Source organism: Luteibacter jiangsuensis (genome assembly GCF_030812295.1).
In the GTDB taxonomy this organism is placed as follows: domain Bacteria; phylum Pseudomonadota; class Gammaproteobacteria; order Xanthomonadales; family Rhodanobacteraceae; genus Luteibacter; species Luteibacter jiangsuensis_A.
Map to the genome: position 1 here is coordinate 472,728 of NZ_JAUSSK010000002.1, position 21,733 is coordinate 494,460.

General features: G+C 67.7%; 20 protein-coding genes. 12 read left to right on the forward strand and 8 right to left on the reverse strand.

The window, feature by feature from the left end:
- Nucleotides 1-2: 2 nt before the first annotated feature.
- The 4 genes from J2T07_RS07510 to J2T07_RS07525 all read left to right on the forward strand — a co-directional run bounded on the left by J2T07_RS07510 (nt 3) and on the right by J2T07_RS07525 (nt 2,960).
- Nucleotides 3-875, forward strand: coding sequence for a ParB/RepB/Spo0J family partition protein (locus J2T07_RS07510; protein ID WP_306848645.1), 873 nt, complete (start codon nt 3-5; stop codon nt 873-875).
- 23 nt (nt 876-898) lie between these two features.
- Nucleotides 899-1,432 carry a sigma-70 family RNA polymerase sigma factor gene (locus J2T07_RS07515; protein ID WP_306848647.1) on the forward strand — a complete coding sequence of 178 codons (534 nt, stop codon included), beginning with the start codon at nt 899-901 and terminating at the stop codon, nt 1,430-1,432.
- On the forward strand, nt 1,429-2,163 hold the full coding sequence (locus tag J2T07_RS07520) for a DUF3379 family protein (RefSeq protein WP_306848648.1): 735 nt from the start codon (nt 1,429-1,431) through the stop codon (nt 2,161-2,163). The genes J2T07_RS07515 and J2T07_RS07520 overlap by 4 nt, the downstream gene beginning before the upstream one ends.
- An 80-nt stretch (nt 2,164-2,243) precedes the next feature.
- Complete coding sequence (locus tag J2T07_RS07525) at nt 2,244-2,960, forward strand: glycosyltransferase (protein ID WP_306848650.1); 717 nt, start codon at nt 2,244-2,246, stop codon at nt 2,958-2,960.
- Between the two features lie 205 nt (nt 2,961-3,165).
- Here the strand turns inward: J2T07_RS07525 and J2T07_RS07530 are convergent, their stop codons facing one another.
- Nucleotides 3,166-4,107, reverse strand: coding sequence for a patatin-like phospholipase family protein (locus J2T07_RS07530; RefSeq protein WP_306848652.1), 942 nt, complete (start codon nt 4,105-4,107; stop codon nt 3,166-3,168).
- A 9-nt stretch (nt 4,108-4,116) separates the two neighbouring features.
- The gene (locus J2T07_RS07535) at nt 4,117-5,106 is read right to left on the reverse strand and encodes a helix-turn-helix transcriptional regulator (RefSeq protein ID WP_306848655.1); all 990 of its coding nucleotides are present in this window, start codon (nt 5,104-5,106) and stop codon (nt 4,117-4,119) included.
- 219 nt (nt 5,107-5,325) lie between these two features.
- Between J2T07_RS07535 and J2T07_RS07540 the strand changes: the two genes are divergently transcribed.
- Entirely contained in the window at nt 5,326-6,252 is a 927-nt protein-coding gene (locus tag J2T07_RS07540; RefSeq protein ID WP_306848657.1) for a hypothetical protein, read from the forward strand.
- 81 nt (nt 6,253-6,333) lie between these two features.
- Nucleotides 6,334-7,191, forward strand: a complete 858-nt coding sequence (locus tag J2T07_RS07545) for a DUF481 domain-containing protein (RefSeq protein WP_306848658.1) — start codon at nt 6,334-6,336, stop codon at nt 7,189-7,191.
- 149 nt (nt 7,192-7,340) lie between these two features.
- Here the strand turns inward: J2T07_RS07545 and hemC are convergent, their stop codons facing one another.
- The 5 genes from hemC to J2T07_RS07570 form a co-directional block, all read right to left on the reverse strand.
- A complete protein-coding gene (gene hemC, locus J2T07_RS07550) occupies nt 7,341-8,261 on the reverse strand; it encodes a hydroxymethylbilane synthase (protein ID WP_306848659.1) in 921 nt (306 codons plus the stop codon).
- Between the two features lie 83 nt (nt 8,262-8,344).
- The gene (locus J2T07_RS07555) at nt 8,345-9,058 is read right to left on the reverse strand and encodes a LytR/AlgR family response regulator transcription factor (protein ID WP_306848661.1); all 714 of its coding nucleotides are present in this window, start codon (nt 9,056-9,058) and stop codon (nt 8,345-8,347) included.
- Nucleotides 9,036-10,103, reverse strand: a complete 1,068-nt coding sequence (locus J2T07_RS07560) for a sensor histidine kinase (RefSeq protein ID WP_306848663.1) — start codon at nt 10,101-10,103, stop codon at nt 9,036-9,038. Before J2T07_RS07560 ends, J2T07_RS07555 begins: the two co-directional genes overlap by 23 nt.
- A gap of 44 nt (nt 10,104-10,147) precedes the next feature.
- Nucleotides 10,148-10,816 carry an alpha/beta hydrolase gene (locus J2T07_RS07565; protein WP_306848665.1) on the reverse strand — a complete coding sequence of 223 codons (669 nt, stop codon included), beginning with the start codon at nt 10,814-10,816 and terminating at the stop codon, nt 10,148-10,150.
- Between the two features lie 4 nt (nt 10,817-10,820).
- Entirely contained in the window at nt 10,821-12,923 is a 2,103-nt protein-coding gene (locus J2T07_RS07570; RefSeq protein WP_306848667.1) for a prolyl oligopeptidase family serine peptidase, read from the reverse strand.
- 419 nt (nt 12,924-13,342) lie between these two features.
- Between J2T07_RS07570 and J2T07_RS07575 the strand changes: the two genes are divergently transcribed.
- From J2T07_RS07575 to J2T07_RS07590, 4 genes are all read left to right on the forward strand, one after another.
- Nucleotides 13,343-15,802: a S9 family peptidase gene (locus J2T07_RS07575; RefSeq protein ID WP_306848669.1), complete on the forward strand. Its 2,460-nt coding sequence runs from the start codon at nt 13,343-13,345 to the stop codon at nt 15,800-15,802.
- 45 nt (nt 15,803-15,847) lie between these two features.
- Nucleotides 15,848-18,508, forward strand: coding sequence for a sensor histidine kinase (locus J2T07_RS07580; RefSeq protein ID WP_306848671.1), 2,661 nt, complete (start codon nt 15,848-15,850; stop codon nt 18,506-18,508).
- Complete coding sequence (locus tag J2T07_RS07585; protein WP_306848672.1) at nt 18,505-19,203, forward strand: response regulator; 699 nt, start codon at nt 18,505-18,507, stop codon at nt 19,201-19,203. Before J2T07_RS07580 ends, J2T07_RS07585 begins: the two co-directional genes overlap by 4 nt.
- 151 nt (nt 19,204-19,354) lie before the next feature.
- Nucleotides 19,355-19,708, forward strand: a complete 354-nt coding sequence (locus J2T07_RS07590) for a hypothetical protein (protein ID WP_306848673.1) — start codon at nt 19,355-19,357, stop codon at nt 19,706-19,708.
- Nucleotides 19,709-20,016: 308 nt separating this feature from the next.
- Here J2T07_RS07590 and J2T07_RS07595 read toward each other — a convergent pair whose 3' ends face one another.
- Nucleotides 20,017-20,808 carry an AraC family transcriptional regulator gene (locus J2T07_RS07595; protein ID WP_306848675.1) on the reverse strand — a complete coding sequence of 264 codons (792 nt, stop codon included), beginning with the start codon at nt 20,806-20,808 and terminating at the stop codon, nt 20,017-20,019.
- 143 nt (nt 20,809-20,951) lie between these two features.
- On the opposite strand from J2T07_RS07595, the gene J2T07_RS07600 reads away from it, so the two are divergent.
- Together J2T07_RS07600 and J2T07_RS07605 are read left to right on the forward strand one after the other, a co-directional pair.
- Nucleotides 20,952-21,194 carry a hypothetical protein gene (locus J2T07_RS07600; protein ID WP_306848677.1) on the forward strand — a complete coding sequence of 81 codons (243 nt, stop codon included), beginning with the start codon at nt 20,952-20,954 and terminating at the stop codon, nt 21,192-21,194.
- Nucleotides 21,195-21,270: 76 nt separating this feature from the next.
- Nucleotides 21,271-21,729, forward strand: a complete 459-nt coding sequence (locus J2T07_RS07605; protein ID WP_306848678.1) for a MarR family winged helix-turn-helix transcriptional regulator — start codon at nt 21,271-21,273, stop codon at nt 21,727-21,729.
- Nucleotides 21,730-21,733 lie beyond the last annotated feature (4 nt).

The window sequence follows — 21,733 nt, forward strand, 5'->3', positions numbered from 1 at the left end:
CCATGGCAGCAGCGAAGAAACGTGGACTCGGCCGTGGCCTCGACGCCCTGCTCGGCGGCGGCGCGGGTCCCGACGCCGCCCCCTCGATCGTCGAGCAGGAAGGCGAACTGCGCTCGTTGCCGATCCACCAGATCCAGGCAGGCAAGTACCAGCCGCGACGCCACTGGAACGACGAGGCGCTCGACGAGCTGGCCGCCTCGATCAAGGCCCAGGGCCTCATCCAGCCCGTGGTGGTCCGCGCGATCGGCAAGAACAGCTACGAGCTGATCGCCGGCGAACGCCGTTGGCGCGCGGCCCAGCGTGCCTCGATGAGCGAGATTCCCGCCCTGGTGAAGGACGTGCCCGAGCAGTCCGTGCTGGCCATGGCGCTGATCGAGAACATCCAGCGCCAGGAGCTCACTCCGCTCGAGGAAGCCCAGGCCTTGCAGCGCCTGATCGACGAATTCGACCTCACCCACCAGCAGGCCGCCGATGCCGTCGGTCGCTCGCGCGCGGCGGTCTCCAACCTGCTCCGGCTGATCGAACTGCCCGCCTCCATCAAGCAGCTGCTCGACGAAAGCAAGCTGGAGATGGGCCATGCCCGTGCCCTGCTCACCTTGCCGGCCACCATCGCCGAACCGCTGGCGCTGGAAGCGGCGCGCAACGGCTGGACGGTGCGCGAACTCGAAGAGGCCGCACGCAAGGCCCAGCTGGCGCCGAAGGGCAAGGCCAAGTCGGCGGCCATCGATCCGAACATCGCCAATCTCGAACGTGAACTGGCCGAACGCTTCGCCACCCGCGTCGAACTCGCCCATGGCCGCGGCGGCAAGGGCAAGCTGGTCATTCATTACCACAGCCTCGACGAACTGGATGGCATCCTCACCAAGGTCCGCTGAGCGCGGCCTGTAAGGAAATGCGCATGGCGCCGGTCCATGAGGGTGTGAATCCGAAGCAGCGCCAGTACGAAGCCATGGTGCGCGCCCTGTCGGCGGACCTCTACCGGTACGCCTTCTGGCTGTCGCGCTCCGAGACGGTCGCCCAGGACCTCGTCCAGGAGACCTTCCTGCGCGCGTGGAAGAACCTCGACAGCCTTCGCGACGCCGAACTGGCGAAGCCCTGGCTGATCACCATCCTGCGCCGCGAGCACGCCCGCCTCTACGAACGCAAGCGCCTGGACACCGTGGAACTGGACGACAACGTGCCCGAAGACGCCGCCTTCGCCAGCCCCGAACGAAGCGGTGACGCCGCGCAGGTGCGCGAGGCCATGTTGAAGCTGCCGGACAAATACCGCGATCCGCTCGCCATGCAGGTGCTCGGCGGGATGAGCTGCGAGGAGATCGCCCAGAGCACGGGCCAGCAGCCCGGCGCGGTGATGACCCAGCTGTTCCGGGCCCGCCAGCGCCTGAAGGATCTGCTCGGCGGACGCGCCGTGGCCGAGGGGAGCCGGAAATGAACTGCCTCGAATTCCGCCGCCGGATCGGCGCCGAGCCACGCTCGCGCGATCCCGAGATCCTCGCCCACCGGGACAGCTGCAAGGACGGCTGCTCAGCGTTCTGGCAGCGTGCCCAGCGCTTCGAGGACGATCTGGAGGCCGCCCTTGCCGTGCCGGTGCCCGAAGGCCTCGCCGATCGCATCCTGCTGGCCCAGGCCACCGGTGAACGGCACCGCCAGGTGGGACGGCGGCGCGCCTGGATGGCGATGGCCGCGTCGGTCCTGATCGCCTTCGCCGGCGTCGGGATGCTCTGGCGCCATGCCGACCTCAACTCCCTGCCTGCCCTCGCCGTGGCGCACATGCCGGAGGAAATGGATGCCATGAGCCTTACCCAGCCAATGACCGATGCCCAGGTCGAGGCCGGTTTCGTGGGGCGCGCCACGCGGCTGAAGGGGCCCGCTCCGGCCGGCGTCACCTACGTGCACGACTGCACGGTCGGTCCGTATCCGGCGGTGCATGTGGTCACCCGGATGGACGACGAGCCGGTGGTCGCCCTGTACATGCCTGGCAAGATGGTCGACAAGACCACCGAGTTCCACCGCGATGGCTGGGACGGTCGCCAGGTGGCGCTCAGTGGCGGCACCCTGGTGGTGATGGCGCAGGGCGCGAGCCGGAAGACGCGGGATACGGTGGAGCGCGGCTGGCGAGCCGCCATCGAGGGCCCGGTCGGCCAGGCCGTGGGCCGGATCTGAACGATTGCCACGCCGGCGGCCCCATCCGGCGTGGGTTGGGCGATAATGCCGCCCCGAATCCTCCTGCCTCCGGAACCGCGATGACCGACCTCGCCGTGGTCGTGCCCGTCTTCAACGAGCGCGACAACATCCCGCCCCTTCTCGCCGAGATCGCTTCGGCCCTGCGCGGACGGATCGACTTCGAGATCATCTACGTCGACGACGACAGCACCGACGACAGCGTGGCCGTGCTCACCGCCGCCCGCGCGCAGTACCCGGAACTGCGGATCGTCCGCCACCTCACCCGCAGCGGACAGAGCACCGCCGTGTGGAATGGCGTGCGCGCCGCCCGCGCGCCGTGGATAGCCACGCTCGACGGCGACGGCCAGAACGATCCGGCCGATATCCCCAAGTTGCTGGCCGCTCGCGAGGGCGCCAAGCCGGAACTGAAACTGTTCGCCGGCTGGCGCGTCACCCGGCGCGACAGCTTCAACAAGCGCATCTCGTCGAAGGTCGCCAACGCGGTGCGTTCGCGCATGCTCCAGGACGACACGCCCGACACCGGCTGCGGCCTGAAGCTGTTCGAGCGCGAGACCTTCCTGCGCCTGCCCTACTTCGACCACATGCACCGCTACCTTCCGGCCCTGGTCAAGCGCGCCGGCTTCGCCAGCCAGAGCGTGCCGGTGGGCCATCGTCCGCGCACCGCGGGCACGTCCAAGTACGGCATGCTCGACCGTCTCTGGGTCGGCCTTGCCGACCTGCGCGGCGTGGCGTGGCTGATGCGCCGCGCCAAGGTCACCCGCACCGAAGAGGTCTGACCGCGAATGGGCGGGAGCTGGAACCGTGTAAGAGTCCGAACCTCGTAGAAGCCGAAACCTGGTAGAAGCCGGAACCTGGTGGGAGCCGGAACCTGGTGGGAGCCGACCTTGTCGGCGATCCCGCGGCAGCGGGCCAGGGTTGAGGCAAGCACCCATCGCCGACAAGGTCGGCTCCCACCAGGTTCCGGCCTGCCACCGGGCCCGGCTAGCGGAAAGTTGTTCGCGGTGTCCAGTGGTCCAGCGCGCGAGCAGTCCGTTCGCGCCCCAGCTCGATCAACTCCCGCGCGCGATAGAACTCGTACACGGTGGATACGTTGCGTGGGATCTCGATCAGCAGGTCGGGCGGATAGGCGGCGAGGCGCAGCCGCGAAAGATTGGCCTGCATGAGGTCCATGGACTGCGTCATCAGGTCGAACGCGCCTGGATCCCTGACCTTGGTTTCGCCTTGCGGCAGCACGCGCCCGATCAAGCGGCCCAGACGTGCGGTATAGCCCGTGTCGGCCACGGCGGCCACGTCGCGTTCGGGTGGCTGCTGCATCTCGGCCGCGCCATCCACGCTCACGGCAATGACGTAATCGGCGTGCTCGCGCATCAAGGGCAGCACGGGCAGCGGGTTGAGCAGGGCCCCGTCGACCAGGCGCCGGCCCTCGTGCGTATATGGGCGGAACAGCGTGGGAATCGCGATCGAGGCACGGATCGCATCGAACAACGGTCCACGGGTGAGCCATACCTCGCGTTCCCGGTCGATGTCGGTGGCCACCGCCGTGTACGTGATCGGCAACTCCTCGATGTTCACCTCGCCGATCAACTCGCGCAGGGCGGCCATGATCCGGTCGCCCTTGATGAATCCACCGCCGGAGAAGCTCCAGTCCACCAGGCGCAGGACGTCGAAGCGAGCCAGCGTGGAGACCCAGTCGCGGTAGATGTCGAGCTTGCCCATGGCGTAGATGCCGCCGATGAGGGCGCCCATCGAGGTGCCGGCGACGGCGACGATGTCGAAGCCGCGTTCCTCGAGTTCTTCGATGGCGCCGATGTGGGCAAGACCCTTGGCCGCGCCCGCACCCAATGCCAGGGCGACACGGGGTTTGGGCGGCTCGCCGGCGGTGGCTGGCAGGGCGCCGGGATCGGCGATGTCGAGGTCGCTCATGAAACCTGCTTAGTGACGATTGCCATTGCCCTGGTACCCGGAAAGGGCCAGTTGCAGCAGGATCTTCATTTCCTCGCGCAAGGGCAACGGCGAGACGATCTCGGCATCCGGACCGTACTTGAGCACATCCATCAGCAGCTCGCGCGAGTTCGAGTACGGCACCTTCAATTCGTAGCGGCCATCGGGCAACCACTCGCCCTTCTGTTGGGAATGCCAGTGCTCATCGGCCACCCAGCGCGCGGCGTGCGAGGAGAAACGAATGGTGGCCCAGGCTTTCGGCTTGCCGGCGAAAATGCCGTAGCTGGAGGCGAGCAGGTCGTTGAGTTCCGCCTCTTCCACGTCTTTCGCCTTCGCATCCAGCGCCTGCGGCTCGGCGATGCGGTCCACCGCGAAGCTGCGCAGTGCCTCCCGGTCGTGGTCCCAGACATCGAGGTACCAGTTGTCTCGGTAATGGGTCAGCCGTTGCGGCGACACGGTGCGTTTCGTATCGGAATTCGTGGTGCGGGCACGGTAGCGGAAACTCAGCTGGCGGCGTTCGAGCACGGCGCCGGCGACCATGCGGAATACCTGTTGGTCCATCTTGCGTGCGCCCCAGGAGATCACCCGGATGCGATCCACGGGCAGGGCCTTGCCGCTGCCATGATCGGAGAGCAGCCGCTCGATGCGTGCCTTGAAGGGCGCCAGCGCCCCGGCCAGCACGCCCGGGTCGGAGCGGCCGATCAGTTCGTTCAGGGCCATCAGGGCGGCCAACTCGTCGCTGGTCAGCCACAGGCCGGGCAGTTCGAAGCTGTCGCCCTCGCCCGCTTCGTAGCGGAACGAGGCCTGCTCGCCGGCGACGCTCTGCACGGGCGCGCCCAGCGCGTCGCGCAGGAAGGCCACATCGCGATAGAGCGTGGCGCGCGAGCATTCCAGCTCGTCCATCAGCCGCGACAGGGGCACCGGATAGTGGGCCGACTTAAGCAGCCGGTGCAGGGTGAGAATGCGCTCGTAGCGGTCCATGGGTGTCGCCGGCAGATGGAGCTTTCGGGAAGTGTGTCCGCGCGGGCGTGATGCCCGTATCTACGCAGGCCAAGCATGGCGGCGGGCGGTGCGCTCCGCAAGGGATGACTGCGGCGCGCGCCGTAGGATTTCCGTACCTGTGGGAGTCCCGGGTTTGCGCCCGGCACCGATAGGCGCAAAAATGCGCCTTTGCGATTCGCCGAAGGCCTCCCCCCGACCATGGCGGAACCGAACGAGGCATCCCCCATCGCGCTGGCCCACGGGCGGTCCGATGGCGACGGTGCGCTCTCCAGCCTGTTCTCCCTACCGATCGTGGTCGTGCAGACGGCCAGCGCCACGGGCTATGGCCTGTGGATGGTTCTCGGCACCGCCCTGGCCCTGGGTCTCTACCCGGACGGTCGCGGCGACGTGCTCGCCCCGTTGTCGATCGGGCTGGTGCTGGTGGGCGTCGGCCTCGTGGCGACCTGCCTGCGCTTGCCCTTCGCGCCGGAATGGCACGGTTGGAATCCCGTGAAGCGGATGATGCCGACCCCGGAAGGCATGATCGCCATGGCGACCTTCCTGCCGATGCTGGCCTTGGGCGGCCTGGCGCGCGGTGGCAACGATTTCTGGGCGACCCGGCTGGCCGGCGCGGTGCTCATGCTCTGCAGCCTGGCTACCTTGGTCTATACGGCACGCGGCGATTCGCGTGGCCTGCGCGGCACGGTGGCCTCGATGGCCAATACCCTTCCCCTCGGCCGGACGATCTCCGCCCTCTTCGCCGGCGGCCTGTGGTTTTGGCTCTGCGTCGCATTGCAGGTTGAGACGGCTATCGACCCGCTCAATCCGTGGCGACTGGCCCTGCTCGGGGTGGCGCTCGCCCTGGGCCTGGTGGAGGGTATGCGCTGGCGCGCGTTGCGCCAGCTGGCCGAGGAATGCGGCAAGACCGCGAGCATCACGGGCGGGCGTAGCGCGGTTTCGCTGCTTGGCTGTCGCTTCGGTGTCGCGGCACTCGCGATCGGATTGCCTTGCTTGCTGTTGATCGCCCATCCGACCGGTGCGACGCAGGCGTGGGCCGCCGGTCTGGCCGCGTTATGCTGCGTTGTCGGTCAATGTCTCGAACAGCGGCTCTATGGCCGCGCATACGCCCGGCTGGTCACAGGCTAGGCAAGATCATGGCGCGGGGGCGCGCCGTTGGCCGTCCAGACGGCCGAAGAACTCCCTTTCCAATCCACATCCGGGTAGACGATGAAAAAACTGCTTATCGCCACGCTCGTCCTCGCCGCGCTGCCGTTCACGGCATCGGCACAGGACGCCAACGCCAATCCGAACCAGGACCCGTCCCAGAATGGCGGCTGGACGGGTTCGGGCGAATTCGGTTTCGCCTCGTCCCGTGGCAACTCTCGCTCCGAGAACGCCAATGCGAAGCTCGGCCTCAGCCAGGAAAACGAGGTCTGGAAGAACAACTTCTTCCTCAACGGATTGCGCTCGAAGGGCGAGGTCACCGTCACCGACGGTGACGGCAACACCATCGACAAGTTCAGCACCACCGCGAACCGCTACGACACGGGCGCCTCGGTCGGCTACAAGTTCGATCCGCGCAGCTACGTGGTGACCGCCGCCCGCTACGAGCACGACGATTTCGGCGCCAACCTGTGGCAAGGCATCATCTCGGTCGGTTACGGTTACATCGCGCTGAAGAACGAACGCGCCGAGCTCTCGTTCGAAATCGGTCCCGGTTTCAAGCGCTACCAGCCGGCGAAGTCGACCCGCGCGGTGTTGAACGCCGACGGCACGCCGGCTGTCGATGCCGAGGGCAACGCCCTCTCCGAGAGCTACACGCCGAGCGCCGAGAGCGAAGTCGTCGGTCGCGGCCTGATCAACGGCAAGTACCGCCTCACCGACAATACGGCGCTGGAAGATACGCTGCTGGTGGAAGCGGGCTCGAAGAACCAGTACTACCAGAACGATATCGGCGTCTCGGTCAGCATGACGAAGAAGATGGCGCTCAAGGTCGGCTACCAGATCCGCTACAACAGCGACACGCAGCCGGGCACGGTCAGCACCGACAAGCTGATGACGACCAACCTCGTCTACAACTTCTGACGGTTCGGCTTCGGGAAAGCATCGCCGACACGTCGGCTCCCACCAGAGCATCGGTACCGTCGAACAGGGCCGGCTCCCGCCGGAGGCAGGCTCCGGTGGGAGCCTCGTGTGGGAGCCGACTTGTCGGCGATGCTCTTACCCGGAACCCCTCACCGCTGCGGCTTCAGGAAATCCTCGGCGCCCAGCTCCAGCAGCATCGCGGCCACTTCCTGCCCCAGCGCCACCGGCGTGTCGCCCGCGCTGTCCGCCTGCGCGTGCAACAGCTCGCCCGTGGCGGCGTTGCCGACCATGCCGTGCAGGGTGAGACCATGCTCGGCGACGACGCACCACGCGCCGATGGCCACCGCGCAACTGCCGCCGAGCGTTTCGTTCATCGCCCGCTCCGCGTTCACGGCGATGCGGGTTTCCTCGTCTTCCAGCGCCGACAGCAGTTCACTGACGCGCCAGTCGTTCGCTCGGGACTCCACGGCGATCGCGCCCTGGCCCGGTGCCGGCAGCCAGCCAGGGCTGGCCAGCCGTGTACGGATGCGCTGGCCGAGGCCCAGCCGCTCCACGCCCGCGCACGCGAGGATGATCGCGTCGTAGTGACCGTCGTCGAGCTTGGCCAGCCGCGTGTTCACGTTGCCCCGCAGGTCGAGCAATTGCAGGTCGGGACGCAGCGCGCGCAACTGGGCTTGGCGACGCAACGACGATGTGCCGACGCGGGCACCGTTGGGCAATTCGGCGAGGTTCGCGTAATCGTTGGCGATGAAGGCGTCGGCGGCATCGGCCCGCGGCAGGACGGCGGAAAGGGCGAAGCCCGGCTCCAGTTCGGCGGGAACGTCTTTCAGGGAGTGCACGGCGATATCCGCGCGATCCTCCAGCATCGCCACCTCCAGTTCCTTCAGGAACAGGCCCTTGCCGCCGATCGTGGCAAGCGAGCGGTCGAGGATCTCGTCGCCGCGCGTGGAGAGCGGTACCAGCTCGACGACCAGCCCGGGATGCGCCTGGCGCAGCAGGCTGGCCACGTGCTCGGCTTGCCAGAGGGCCAGCGCACTCTTGCGGGTGGCGATGCGGAGTGGTGCGGTCATGGCGGTCCGTACGGGGCTATCGTGAAAGGTGACGATTGTCCCGCAAACCACCCTCGAGCGCAGCGCGGTGGAACGTCCTGGCGTCAGGCGCCAGGTGTGCGGAGCAGCTGGCGGATCGCCGGCAGGTTGCGCCGGCTCACCTCGGGGGTGACCTCGGTGCCGGCCAGGCGGGCCAGTACGCGTCCGTCGGCGAGCGTCTTCAGTCCCAGCAGCCGCTCGCGCGGGACGAGGCAATTGCGATGCAGGCGGACCAGGCGCTCGCCGTGCGCGGCCTCCAGCTGGCGCAGCGATTCGTCGATCAGCCACATGCCGCCACGGTGATGCACGGCCACGTACTTCTCGTCCGCGAGCAGGTAGAGCACCTCGTCGAGCGCCACGCGCACCTCGTCCGCGCCATGCCTGGCACGCAACCAGGTACCCCGTTCGGCGTGGGCAGGCTGGCGTCTCGCCATGGCGCGCTCCATCGCCTCGTCCAGCCGCTCGGCGCGGACCGGCTTCAACAGGTAGTCCGTCGCACCGAGGTCGAAGGCGCTGAGCGCGTGTTGCTCGTAGGCGGTACAGAAGATCACCTGGGGCGGTGCCGATAACCCGGCGAGCCGCTTCGCCGCGAGCGTTCCCGTCAGCCCGGGCATTTCGATGTCGAGCAGGACGAGGTCGGGCTTCAACTGGGCGCAAGCCTCCAGCAGGGCGTCGCCATCGGCGACCTCCCCCACCACGGTGACGTCCTGCCGCCGGGCGAGCAAGGTACGCAGGCGCATCCGCGCCAGCGGTTCGTCATCGGCGATCAGTACGCGCATGCGCGGACTCCGGCAGGAACAGGGTCACGACGAAACGGTTGTCATCGGTCTCGGCGCGTACCGTGGCGCGTTCGCCGAAGTGGAAGCGCACGCGTTCACGGACGCTGCGCAAGCCATGCCCGTTACCCGGGGTGGCCGGCGCGTTGGATAGCGGATTGTCGACCACGATCTCCACGCCGCCCGGCACGCGGCGGCCACCGAGGCGGATCGTGCCACCCGCGCGGCTGGGCTGAACCCCATGGCGGATCGCGTTTTCCACCAGCGGCTGCAACAGCAGGCGCGGCAGCGGGAGGTCGTCCGGCACGTCGATGGCACGCTCCACACGCAACCGGTCGCCCAGGCGCAACGCCTCGATCTCCAGGTAGCGATCCACCAGCGCCCATTCCTCGCCCAGCGTTCCCACGGACGACGGGTCGCTGCCCAAGGCGGCGCGGAACAGTTCGGCGAGGTTTTCGACGGTGCGCTCGGCGGCGTCGGGGTCCACCCGGATCAGCGCGGCCACGGCGTTCATGCTGTTGAACAGGAAATGCGGCCGGATGCGCGCCTGCAAGGCGGCCACCTGCGCCTGCGCCTCCGCCGCCACGCGTGCCTGCCATTGCGCCACGACGTAGAAATAGCGCAGCAGCCCCGCGCCGAGGAGGCCGGTGGCAAGCACGCTGTCGCGCACGAAGCGGAATCGCGAAACCGGGCTGAGGCCCGCGCCGAGGTTATGGTCGATCCAGCCAAGCAGGGTGGCGCTGAGTCCCACCGTGACCACCAGGAGCAGCCAGACGGCGGCGTAAGGCCACAGCCAGGGCAACCGCTGCATCCAGGGGCGCAGCTTGCACAGCGCCACCGTCAGCAACATGGACAACCAGCTGGTGAACAGCACGGCGATGCAATAGTCGCGCAGGTCACCGTCGTTACCCGGCGCGAGCCACATCAGGGTGACGGTGAGCGCACCGACCACCAGCAGTGCGAACAGTACCGGCAGGCTGCAGAAATCGGGCAGCGGCGCCGACGGCGGGCGCGGATGGGCGGGACTGTCGAGCGGGGCGGCTGGCATGCGGCGAGTATGCCGGATGCTCCCCGGCGCCAGCGCGCAGTCGATCACGCGTCGGCGAAACGCTCGGTGAGCCAGGCGCGAACGTCCGCGATTTCCGCCAGGCTGACCTGATGGCCCATGGGATAGCTATGCCAGTCGATGCGGTGCCCGAGCGTTTCCAGGGCCTGGCGCGATTGTTCACCCAGGGCCATGGGCACGATCGGGTCGGCGCTGCCATGCCCCCAGAAGATCGGCGTGGCGTGATTCGCACCGCTGCGTTCGGCCTCGATCGTCTCGTGCAGTGGCAGGTAGGCCGACAGCACCAGGATGCCGGCCAGCGACTCGCGATGACGGAGACCGGCCGAAAGCGCCATCGCGCCTCCCTGGGAGAAGCCGGCCAGGACGACGCGAGACGCGGGCACGCCACGTTCCTCCTCGCGTGCGATCAGGGCTTCCACGTCGGCGATCGAGGCGCGGATGCCTTCGACGTCCTGTTTGTCGGCGATCGCGAGACCCTTGATGTCGTACCACGCGCGCATCGGCATGCCGTTGTTCACCGTCACCGGCCGCACCGGCGCGTGCGGGAACACGAAGCGTATTCCCGGCCATGCCGGGTCGACCAGCTCGGGCACGATCGGCGCGAAGTCGTTGCCGTCCGCGCCCAGGCCGTGCAGCCAGATCACCGACCAGATCGGCGAAGGGCGGGTTTCGCGTTCGACGGTGGGCAGGGACATGCGCTTATTCCCCCAATCCGAGTTCGGTCGCGAAGAAGGTCATCGACAGCGCCTGGTTGCCCACGCGCTGGCTGAAGGGGGCGCCGATGCCGTGACCGGCATTCATGCGCGTGAGCAGCAGCACCGGCTGGCCGGACGTGCTGGCGTCCTGCAGGGCGGCGGCGAACTTGCGCGACTGCCAGGGCGCCACGCGCGGATCGTTCGCGCCCGTGGTCAACAGCACGGCCGGGTACTTCGTGCCCTTCTTCACGTTGTGAAGGGGCGAATACGCCAGCATGGCCTTCGCGATCGCCGGATCCGCGACCGAGCCGTACTCGCTGACGTTGTACGGTCCGTTCGCAAAAGCGGTTTCATGCCGCGGCACGTCGTAGATGCCCACGGCACCCACGACCGCGCGGTATTGCTCCGGATGCTGGGTGAGTGCCGCGCCCATCAACAGCCCACCGTTGCTGCCGCCGAGGATGCCCAGGTGCCCCGTGTCGGTCCACTTCGTATCGATCAGCGCCTGTGAAGCCGCGTAGAAGTCGTCGAACACGTTCTGCTTGCGCAGCTTCTGGCCCTGCTCGTGCCAGGCCTCGCCGAACTCGTTGCCGCCGCGGATGTTGGCGTAAGCCAGGACGCCGCCACGCTCCAGCCACGCCAGGTTCGGGCCGACGAACCCCGGGGTGACCGGAATCCCGAAGCCGCCATAGCTGTAGAGGATGGTGGGACGCTTGCCATTCGGAGTGATGCCGTCCATCGCGATCACGGTGACCGGAATCTTGCTGCCGTCCTTCGAGGTGCCTTCCACGCGGGAGACGCGAACCTTCGAATAGTCGGCGGCCGGTTTCACCTCGAAGATGGTCTTCAGCGAACCACTGGCACCGTCGTACTCTGCCCAATGCGTGGGCGTGGTCCAGCCCGCATACGAGATCAACGCCTTGTCCTGGCCTTTTTCCGACGCCACGCCGCCGATGGCGACGCCTGTCGCCGGAAGCGGCACGCGGCGCACGAAGCCCGCTTTCGCGTCGTACTGGTCGGCCCACCAGTCGGGACCGGCACTGCGCACGACGAGGAAGCCATCACCCAGCGGGGTGACATGCTGGATGGCGCCCTCGCCTTCGGCGAGCACGTCGACGGTCTTGCCATCGGCTCCTATCGCGACGATCTTGCCGCGCGGTGCGCCGGCAAAGGTCACGACGTAGAGGCGGTCGCCGATCCAACTGGCGGAGCGTACGTCGGCGTCGTGCCCCAGAACGCGCTTGAACTGGCCTTCGCCTTCGCGCAGGTAGACCTCGGCGGGACCACCGTCGCCTTCGTTGGCGAGCAGCGCGGTGGACTTGCCGCCTTCGCCTTCCATGAGGATGTACTCGGCCACGTGCGAGTAGCCCTTGCCGAAAACGATACGGTCCTTCGCCACGGGCTCGCCGATGACGTGATGGGCGAGGTAGGCGTCGAACTCGCGCAATGGCTTGCTCGCGGTCGGCGCGTCGAAACGCGCGTAGATCACGCCTTTTTCGTCCGCATCCCAGGCCAGCGCCTGCGGCGTGGTGCCGCCACCGGCGAACGGCAGTTCGTCACCGAGCGGCTTGCCTGTCTTCGTATCGAGGATATGGATGGTGGTGAGTTCGCTCCCGCCTTCGGCCGTTCCGTAGGCGAGGTAGCGGCCGCTCGGCGACGGCCAGTAGGCCGTGATGGCCGTGTTTCCGTCACCCTTGTTGAGATCCACCAGCGTGCGTGTCTCGCCATCGGGCCAGGCCTTCGCCACGAGTACGGGCTGGGGTTGCGGCGGGGTGTTCTCGAAGTAGAACAAGGTGCCGCCCGCCAGCGTCGGCGACGAGCGCGTCGTGGACGTGATCGACAACTCGCGTATGCGCGCGCTCAGCGTCTTGCCCAGCGGCATGGCGCCGATCGCGGCCTCGGTATAGGCGTTCTGCGCCTCGATCCACTTCGTCACGTCCGGCGCACCGGGATTCTCCAGCCAGCGGTACGGATCGTTCACTGGCTGGCCTGCGAGGGTTTCCGACACCATGCGCTTCGGTGTGGACGGCGGTTGCGGCGTGGCGGCGTGCGCGGCGAAGGCGACGAAAAGGCTGGCGGCAAGCAGGCGTGGAACGATGGCGCGCATGGGTGAACTCCGGGGGAGGAACGCCGAGCGTAGCAAAGCGCGCCACCTCTGGTGGGAGCCGACCTTCGTGGGAGCCGACCTTGTCGGCGATCCCGCGTCAGCGGGCCAGGTCATGGCAAGCACCCATCGCCGCTGAAGCGGCTCCCACAAGAGCACGGTGGTTCGACGCGTTGCTTGGTGGGAGCCGACCTTGTCGGCGATCCCGCGGCAGCGGGCCAGGTCATGGCGAGCACCCATCGTCGCTGAAGCGGCTCCCACAAGAGCACGGTGGTTCGACGCGTTGCTTGGTGGGAGCCGACCTTGTCGGCGATCCCGCGGCAGCGGGCCAGGTCATGGCGAGCACCCATCTCCGACAGGGTCGGCTCCCACCGGAAGAGGGGCCGCGTTATGCTCGACCGATTTGCCGATCCGGAACCCGCATGATGCGTGTACTCGCCGCCGCCCTGCTTACCGTCCTTGCCGCCGCACCGGCCATCGCCGCTACACAGGGCGCCGCCGCCGCGCAGGCCGCCACTGCGCCCGCGGCTACGATGCCGTTGGACATGGAAACGATCATGGCCGATCCGGACTGGATCGGGCCGCCGGTGGAGGATGCCTACTGGGGCGTGGACGGCAGCCAGGTCTATTACTCGCTCAAGCGCGACGGCAGCCCGGTGCGCGATCTCTGGCGCGTGCCGGCGAACGGCGGCAAGCCGGAACAGCTGGACCCGGTGGCAGCCGCGAGCGCCGACGGTGGCACCCCCGTATTCGATCGCGGACGCCGGCACGCCGCGTTCGTCCGTCACGGCGACATCTTCCTGCGTGATCTCGCCACAGGCGCCACCGTGCAAGTGACCCGCACGGCGGTCAAGGAACGCGATCCACGCTTCTCCGCCGACGGTCGCCTGCTGACCTTCCGCGCCGATAACGACTGGTTTGCCTATGCCTTGGCCGGCGGCCCGGTGGTGAAGGCGGCGGACCTGCAAGAGAAGGACGATCCGAAGGCGAAGAAGCCGGACGACCTGGCCGACGACCAGCAGTCGCTGTTCAAGACGCTGCGTGGCCTGCGTGCCGATGAAGAGGCGATGAAGGCCGATGCCGACGCGCTGGCCGCTGCCGATCCAGGCCGGGCACCGAAGCCCTTCTGGCTCGGCAAGAACGTGAGCATCGCCGACACCTCGTTGTCGCCGGACGGCCGCTGGATGCTGGTGGTGACCCAGGCCAAGGATGCGGACGCGGGAAAGATCGCCGACCTCACCCATTACGTGACCGATTCGGGCTATGCGGAAACCGAGGCGACGCGTGCCTATGTCGGTCGCAACGATCCCGCGCCACAAACCCTGCGACTGCTCGACCTGAAGACGCACGCCACGTTCGAGCTCGACACGGCCACGCTGCCCGGTATCGGCGACGACCCCCTGGCGGACATCCGCGCAAGGACCATCGCCGCGCTGCGCAAGGATGGCAAGGGCGACCGTGCCGATGCGCTCGCCGCACCGAAGAAGCGGCCTGTCATCGTCAACGGCGAATACAGCCCCGGCGTGGTCTGGAGCGAAGATGGCGGCGAAGTGGCCGTGCAATTGCGCGCCATCGACAACAAGGACCGCTGGATAGCGACGGTGGATTTCGATCGCCATGCGCTCGTCGCCCAACACCGTCTCACGGACAAGGCCTGGATCAATTGGGACGGCAACGATTTCGGCTGGCTGCGCGATGGCCGCACCCTATGGTACCTGAGTGAGGAATCGGGCTACGCGCAGCTCTACACCAAGCCCCTCGGCGGAAAGGCCAAGGCGCTGACATCGGGCCGTTTCGAAGTGGATCACCCCGTGCTCAGCCCCGACGGCACGCGCTTCTACGTGCGCGCGAACAAGGTGGCGCCGTATAGCTACGACATCTACGGCGTGCCGGCGACGGGTGGCGATCTCGTCCGGATCACCCGGTTCCAGGGCCTGGACGATTTCAGCGTGTCACCGGATGGCAGCCGTCTCGCTGTGCTGCACTCGGCGCCTTACGTGCCATCCCAGCTGGCCGTGGTCGGTGTGGACGGCGCGGCGGTACGCGAGCTCACCGATACGCGGAAGCCGGCGTACGCAGCGCGTGACTGGATCGCGCCGAAGATCGTCGAGGTACCCTCGCGGCACGGCGCGGGAACGATATGGGCGAAGTTCTATGGCCCCGCCGACGCGACCGCGGCGGCATCCCGCCCGGCGGTGATCTTCGTCCATGGCGCGGGTTACCTGCAAAACGTACATCTGTCTTATCCAGCCTATTTCCGCGAGCAGATGTTCCACAACCTGCTGGTGCAGCGCGGTTACGTGGTGCTCGACATGGACTATCGCGCCTCCAAGGGCTACGGCCGCGACTGGCGCACCGCGATCTATCGGCGGATGGGCCATCCCGAACTGGACGACCTGCTCGACGGCAAGGCTTGGCTGGTGGAACGGCAAGGCGTGGACCCGAAGCGGGTAGGTATCTACGGTGGCAGCTATGGTGGCTTCATGACCCTCATGGCCCTGCTGCGAGCGCCGGGAGAATTCGCCGCGGGCGCCGCGCTCCGGCCGGTGACCGACTGGACCAGCTATAACCACGAGTACACCTCGAACATCCTCAACGACCCGCAGCTGGACCCCGAGGCGTACACGGCCAGCTCGCCCATCCGGTATGCCGAGGCCCTGGCCGATCCGCTATTGATCGAGCATGGCCTGATCGACGACAACGTGTTGGCCAGCGACTCGATCCGCCTGTACCAGCGCTTCATCGAACTGCACAAGAAGAACTTCTGGATGTCGCTCTATCCCATGGAGCGGCATGGCTTCGTGCACGCCGATTCGTGGTACGACGAGTACCGCCGCATCGACGAGCTGTTCCGTGGTTCATTGGAAAACCCGTCGCGCTGAGCCTCGACACGCGCTAACGTATTCCTTTCCAGACGGCATACACCCATGGCCGACGCCAGAGATATCCGCGCCGACGCGCTCCTCAACGAGATGAAGGACAGCGACGGTCAGCGCCTGAAGGTTTTCCTGGGCGCCGCGCCGGGCGTGGGCAAGACCTTCGCGATGCTGTCCGCGGCGCGCGACCTGCGCCGGCAAGGGATCGACGTGGTGGCCGGGCTGGTCGAGACGCATGGCCGCGCCGACACGGCGGCCCTGCTCGAAGGCATCGAGGTGCTGCCCCCGCGGATCGTGCGTTACGCCGGACGCGAGTTCAGCGAGTTCGACCTGGAGGCGGCGCTCGCACGCAAGCCGGCGGTGCTCCTGGTCGACGAACTGGCCCATACCAACCTGCCGGGAGGACGCCACGAGCGGCGCTGGCAGGACATCGCCGAGTTGCTCGATGCCGGCATCGAGGTCTACACGGCGCTCAACGTGCAGCACCTGGAAAGCCTCAACGACCAGGTCCGCCGGATCACCGGCGTGGCCGTGCGCGAGACGGTGCCAGATGCGTTCCTCGATCGCGCGCGCGACATCGTGCTGGTGGACCTGCCACCGCGCGAACTCATCGGCCGCTTGCAACAGGGCAAGGTCTACGTGCCGGAGACCGCGGCCGTGGCGCTCGACGCCTTCTTCTCGCCGACCAACCTCGCGGCCTTGCGCGAGTTGGCGGTGGAGACCGTGGCCGCCCATGTGGAAAGCGACCTGCGCGGACACATGCTCGCCCGCGGCGGCGCCATGCCGGTGCGGCGCCGCGTGATGGTGGCGATCGACGGGGCGGCGCAGAGCGAATACCTGGTGCGCATCACGCGGCGCATCGCCGAAAGGCGCGGCGCGCCCTGGAGCGTGCTCTTCGTCGATCGCGGTGGCGTGGACGGCGAACGCCGCGAGCGCGTGGATGCGGCGATGCGGGTGGCGCGCCGCCTGGGCGGCGAAGCGGTGATCCTGCGCGGTCACGCCGTCGCCGACGAACTGCTGGCCTGGGCCGACCGGGAGGGCGTGGGCCAGATCATCGTGGGCCGCACGCGCGAACGGCCGATCGCCCGGCGGCTTGGCTATTCGCTGACCCAGCAGCTGCTTCGCCGGGGCGCGCACCTGGAGCTCACGATCGTCGCCACGCCGGTGGAACGCGCCAAGGCGCGCCGCCGCCTGCGTTTCGCCGATGGGAACGGTTCGCGTCGCGAGTACGCCTTCGCCACGGCGGCCACCACGGTGGCGATGGCGCTGTCGTTCGTGGCGGACCGCTTCCTGTCGGTCGCCAATCTGTCGTTGATCTTCCTTACCGCCGTGCTTTTCGTCGCGGTGCGCACGCGCATGGCGGTGGCGGTTTTCACGGCCCTGCTTTGCTTCCTTGGCTACAACTTCTTCTTCGCCCCGCCCCGCTACACGCTGGTGATCGCCAACGCGGACGACGTGCTCGCCGTGGTGTTGTTCCTGGTCGCCGCGCTGGTCTGCAGCCGGCTCGCGACGCGGCTGGCGGGACAAGTCACTTCCCTGCGCGCGGCACAGGTGCGCGCCCGGGCGCTGGTGGCCCTGGGTCAACAGCTGGCGACCTCGGCCGATGCCGATGGCGTGCGCGCGGTCGCCGCGCGCGTCCTCGCGCGCACGCTCGACATCGACGTGGCGGTGCTGGCGCGGGACGCATCGGGAGACCTTGCGATCGCCGCGTCGGTACCCGATACCTTCGCGCTTTCGACACAGGATCTCGCCGCCGCCGATTGGAGCGAAACCCACGCCGAGCCGGCCGGACGCTACACCGATACGCTCAACGGTGCCGCATGCTGGGTGCTGCCGCTGGGTACCGACGGCCGCCGTGCGGGAGTCGTCGCGCTACGCTTCCCCTCCGGACAGCGCGAACCGGACGCCGACCGGCGCGGCCTGGCCCTGGCCATGGTCCAGGACGTCGGGCAGGCACTGGATCGTGCGCGGCTCGCCACGGAACTGGAGAGCGCACGCGTGCAGGGAGAGACCGAGCGTCTGCGCAACGCGCTGCTTTCGTCGGTCTCGCACGACCTGCGCTCGCCACTCGCCTCGATGATCGGTGCCGCCGGCACGCTGCTGAGCTACGACACGCAGTTGCCGGACAACGAACGCCTCGAGTTGCTGCAAGCCATCCTGGGTGAAGGCCAGCGCCTCGATCGCTACATCCAGAACCTGCTCGACATGACGCGCCTCGGTCACGGCACGCTGAAGCTCAATCGCGATTGGGTGGATGCCGGCGAGATCGTGGTCGCCGCCGTGGGTCGCATGCGCAAGCTGTTCCCGGATGTCCGCGTGGACGTTCACCTGCCGAAGGATACGGTCCTGCTGCACGTGCATCCCGCCCTTATCGAGCAGGCCTTGTTCAACATCCTCGAGAACGCGGCGCGTTTTTCACCGGCGGAAGAGCCGGTCCGCGTGATCGTCCGGACCGAGGCCGGGCGTCTCCTGGTCGACGTGATCGACCGTGGCCCGGGCATTCCCGAGGACGAGCGGGCGCGGATCTTCGACATGTTCTATTCGGTGTCGCGTGGCGATCGCGGCGGACAGGGCACGGGGTTGGGCCTCGCGATCTGCCGCGGCATGATTGGCGCGCATGGTGGCGGTGTCGAGGCCTTGCCCAGTCCGGGCGGTGGCACGACCATTCGCATCTCGCTGCCCTTGCCACCACCGCCGGACGACCGCCCATGAATCCGACCGCTCCCCGCGTGCTGGTGATCGACGACGAGGCACAGATCCGCCGTTTCCTCGACATCGGCCTCCGCGCCGAGGGCTACCAGGTGTTCCTGGCCGCCACCGGCGAGGAAGGCCTGGGCCTGGCCGTCACGCAATCGCCCGACCTGGTCATCCTCGACATCGGCCTGCCCGACCGCGAGGGCCACGATGTGTTGCGCGAGTTGCGCCAGTGGAGCCAGGTGCCGGTGTTGATGCTCTCGGTGCGCGATGCGGAAGCGGAGAAAGTGAAGGCGCTGGACAATGGCGCGAACGACTACGTGACCAAGCCGTTCGGCATCCAGGAATTGATGGCGCGCCTGCGGGTGCTCCTTCGGCAAGGCGCGAAGGCGGGACAGTCGGAGGCGCCGGTGCGTTACGACGACGGCACGTTGTCGATCGACCTCGCGCGCCGGGAAGCGATCCTCGAGGGGCAGGCGGTGGCCCTCACGCGCAAGGAGTTCGCGGTGCTGTCCTTGCTCGTGCGCCATCCTGGCCGCGTGGTCAGCCAGCAACAGATCCTGCGCGAGGTGTGGGGCCCCACGCATACGCACGACACCCACTACCTGCGCATCGTGATGGGTAAGCTGCGGCAGAAGCTGGGCGACGATCCATCCGCACCGCGCTGGCTGAAAACGGAACCGGGCGTCGGCTATCGCTTTCCCGCAAGCTGACCGTTCGTCCTCACGCCAGCTTCATATCCGTCGCCAGGCGCGTGATCCCCATCACAGCACGGGCATTCCGGGCCATTTCTCAGACTAGTCCGATGTTCTTCGCCGACGCGGGCGCGCAGCCTCACGCGTTCCTTCCCGCATGGAGCATCGCGTGCACCGTTTGCCACCTATCGCCGTATCGATCGTCGCCACCGCCGTCGCCATCGGCATCATCTACACATCCCAAGCCACCGACGTGGATTGCACCGACGAACACTACGTTGCTGGAGAGCGGTCGCTGCCGACGCACGACGAAGCGCTGGCACAGTGCCGCGAGGAAGAGCGGGCGATGACCGATGACAAGAACGGCCACTACGAGAAGGAGCGCTCCTGCTACGACGTGACGCCGCCGGGCAAGCACGGTCCGTGGCGGCACGGACGTATCGCCGTGGACGTGATCGAGCGGCAAAGCGGCGACGCGTACACGTTCGAGGCGTTGTGGATGTGCAAGCCATCGTCCGACTAAGGATGGCTCTGGTGGGAGCCGACCCTGTCGGCGATCTCGCGGCGGTGGGCCGGTTTCCTGCACGGCTCGGCTTCGCCCTCGCGTTGGGGTGGGGCAGAGCCGTCGGCCGCCACCCTCGTCGCTCCGGTTGCACCGTCGCTCGGGAGGGGATGCCGCTGCGCGGCCATGTTCGATGGCTGCGCCCCGTCGCGCCCGTCGCGCCGAGGGTGGCGCCCGGCAGCTCCCCCGCCACGCACACAACGAACGCGAGGGCGAAGCCGAGCCAGGCCCCCCAACGCGCCAAAAAACTAGAAAAAGATCAGCGACCGTCAGGCACCCATGGCCTGACGCGCCAGGTAGCGTCCGGGTGAATCGCCGAAGGCCTTGCGAAACATCGCCACGAACGCGCTCGGCGTGGCGTAGCCGAGCGCGTCGGCCACGATCGATACCGGTTCGCCGTGGGCCAGGCGTTCGAGGGCACGGGTAAGCCGCGCCTGCTGTCGCCACTGCGCCACGCTGCACTGGGTTTCCTGGCGGAACAGGCGTGTGAGCGTGCGCACGGACATACCTGCCCAGCTGGCCCATTCCTCGATGCCGCGCGTGTCGTCCGGGCGTTCGAACATCGCCATCGCGATGCGCCGCAGGCGCCGGTCGACCGGCATGGGCAGGTGCAGTTGCTCGACCGGCGCGCGGCGCATCTCGTCGAGCATGACGGCGAAGAGCCGATCTCTCTCCGGCTCGCTTTCCGCATTCCTGGGCCAACTGGCGGCACGCTTGATGATCGCGCGGAACAGGTCGTTCACCCCCACGACGCAGGGCCGGTCCGGAAGCCCCACCGTGGCGCACGGCGCGATGAACACGCCCCAGGCGTGGCTCGGACCGGCGATGCTGACCGTATGCATCTCGCCCGGCGGCATCCAGCCAGCGCGGTGCGGTGGCAGCAGCCATGAGCCATGCTCGGTCCGCGTGATGACGAAGCCCTGTTCCACATAGAAGAACTGGCCTCGCACGTGGCTATGCCAGTCGGTTTCTTCAAGCGGAATTTCGCCGCGCGCCTCGTAGGCGATGAGCGGCGGACCATCGGCGCTTTCCAGTAGGGCGTGCAGGTTTTCATCCAGCATTTGGCCATTTCTCGACATAAATTGGCCAGATAACGATATCAGGCCGATAGCTTCCATGGCTAACATTTGCACTCCCAACTAAGTGTTCCGGCGTGGCGGTTTCCTGCCACGCGCAGGGACCATCGACGCCGGAGATCGTCCCCATGATCCGTCTCGTCACCCGCGACTACAGTGAACTGGGCGAAGGCCAGGAGGCAGGCGAAGCCCTGGCGACCTTCGTGGCCTGTGCCCACGCCATGCTCGATCCAAGCACCCCTGAAGAACAGGTCCGGCGGCTGGAGCCGCGCCTTCTGGCCCAACTGCCGACCCTGCGCGCCCTCGGGATATTCGACCTTTTCGACGTACGCGACCCCGCCCTGGCCGCCTTGCTGGCGGATGAGGCCTAGCTGCCCTTGAATGGGAATATCTGCCGCACGCATATTTGCCTTGACAACTATATTTTAGGCAATAGAATGTGCGGCCATGAACAACAGCGTCTGCCCCACCCCCGACGGCAGGGATAGCCTCGGCTCCCTGATCGGCATGGTCCGGAGCGAGATCGTGCGAGCGATCGAGTCCGCCCTCGCCGCGCAAGGGGCGGACCTGAAGTTCACCCAGTTCCATGTGCTCAAGCGCCTGGCGGTGTTCGGGCCGATGTCCGCGACCGAACTGGCTCGCGCGGTGGACGTGGACGGTGGCGCGATGACACGTCAGCTCGACCAGCTGGAAGCCAAGGGCTACCTGCGCCGCCAACCGCACCAGCAAGACCGGCGCGCGTTGAGGATCGAGCTGACCGAGGCGGGCGAGGCGCTCTGGCGGCACTTGTACGAAAGCAACGTGGCGACGCTAGAACGCGCCCAGCGCGACCTCTCCGCGGAAGAACGCGAGCGCCTGCACGATTACCTGGGACGCGTGCTCAACGCGCTCCGCGAAAAAGACTGATTCA

What these genes read in the sequence shown, in the direction of transcription:
- J2T07_RS07605 (WP_306848678.1), top strand. Translation starts at nt 21,271, where the DNA reads ATGAACAACAGCGTCTGCCCCACCCCCGACGGCAGGGATAGCCTCGGC.
- J2T07_RS07560 (WP_306848663.1), bottom strand. Translation starts at nt 10,103, where the DNA reads ATGCCAGCCGCCCCGCTCGACAGTCCCGCCCATCCGCGCCCGCCGTCG.
- J2T07_RS07595 (WP_306848675.1), bottom strand. Translation starts at nt 20,808, where the DNA reads ATGCTGGATGAAAACCTGCACGCCCTACTGGAAAGCGCCGATGGTCCG.
- J2T07_RS07600 (WP_306848677.1), top strand. Translation starts at nt 20,952, where the DNA reads ATGATCCGTCTCGTCACCCGCGACTACAGTGAACTGGGCGAAGGCCAG.
- J2T07_RS07545 (WP_306848658.1), top strand. Translation starts at nt 6,334, where the DNA reads ATGAAAAAACTGCTTATCGCCACGCTCGTCCTCGCCGCGCTGCCGTTC.
- J2T07_RS07555 (WP_306848661.1), bottom strand. Translation starts at nt 9,058, where the DNA reads ATGCGCGTACTGATCGCCGATGACGAACCGCTGGCGCGGATGCGCCTG.
- J2T07_RS07540 (WP_306848657.1), top strand. Translation starts at nt 5,326, where the DNA reads ATGGCGGAACCGAACGAGGCATCCCCCATCGCGCTGGCCCACGGGCGG.
- J2T07_RS07580 (WP_306848671.1), top strand. Translation starts at nt 15,848, where the DNA reads ATGGCCGACGCCAGAGATATCCGCGCCGACGCGCTCCTCAACGAGATG.
- hemC (WP_306848659.1), bottom strand. Translation starts at nt 8,261, where the DNA reads ATGACCGCACCACTCCGCATCGCCACCCGCAAGAGTGCGCTGGCCCTC.
- J2T07_RS07530 (WP_306848652.1), bottom strand. Translation starts at nt 4,107, where the DNA reads ATGAGCGACCTCGACATCGCCGATCCCGGCGCCCTGCCAGCCACCGCC.
- J2T07_RS07565 (WP_306848665.1), bottom strand. Translation starts at nt 10,816, where the DNA reads ATGTCCCTGCCCACCGTCGAACGCGAAACCCGCCCTTCGCCGATCTGG.
- J2T07_RS07510 (WP_306848645.1), top strand. Translation starts at nt 3, where the DNA reads ATGGCAGCAGCGAAGAAACGTGGACTCGGCCGTGGCCTCGACGCCCTG.
- J2T07_RS07575 (WP_306848669.1), top strand. Translation starts at nt 13,343, where the DNA reads ATGATGCGTGTACTCGCCGCCGCCCTGCTTACCGTCCTTGCCGCCGCA.
- J2T07_RS07570 (WP_306848667.1), bottom strand. Translation starts at nt 12,923, where the DNA reads ATGCGCGCCATCGTTCCACGCCTGCTTGCCGCCAGCCTTTTCGTCGCC.
- J2T07_RS07535 (WP_306848655.1), bottom strand. Translation starts at nt 5,106, where the DNA reads ATGGACCGCTACGAGCGCATTCTCACCCTGCACCGGCTGCTTAAGTCG.
- J2T07_RS07525 (WP_306848650.1), top strand. Translation starts at nt 2,244, where the DNA reads ATGACCGACCTCGCCGTGGTCGTGCCCGTCTTCAACGAGCGCGACAAC.
- J2T07_RS07520 (WP_306848648.1), top strand. Translation starts at nt 1,429, where the DNA reads ATGAACTGCCTCGAATTCCGCCGCCGGATCGGCGCCGAGCCACGCTCG.
- J2T07_RS07515 (WP_306848647.1), top strand. Translation starts at nt 899, where the DNA reads ATGGCGCCGGTCCATGAGGGTGTGAATCCGAAGCAGCGCCAGTACGAA.
- J2T07_RS07585 (WP_306848672.1), top strand. Translation starts at nt 18,505, where the DNA reads ATGAATCCGACCGCTCCCCGCGTGCTGGTGATCGACGACGAGGCACAG.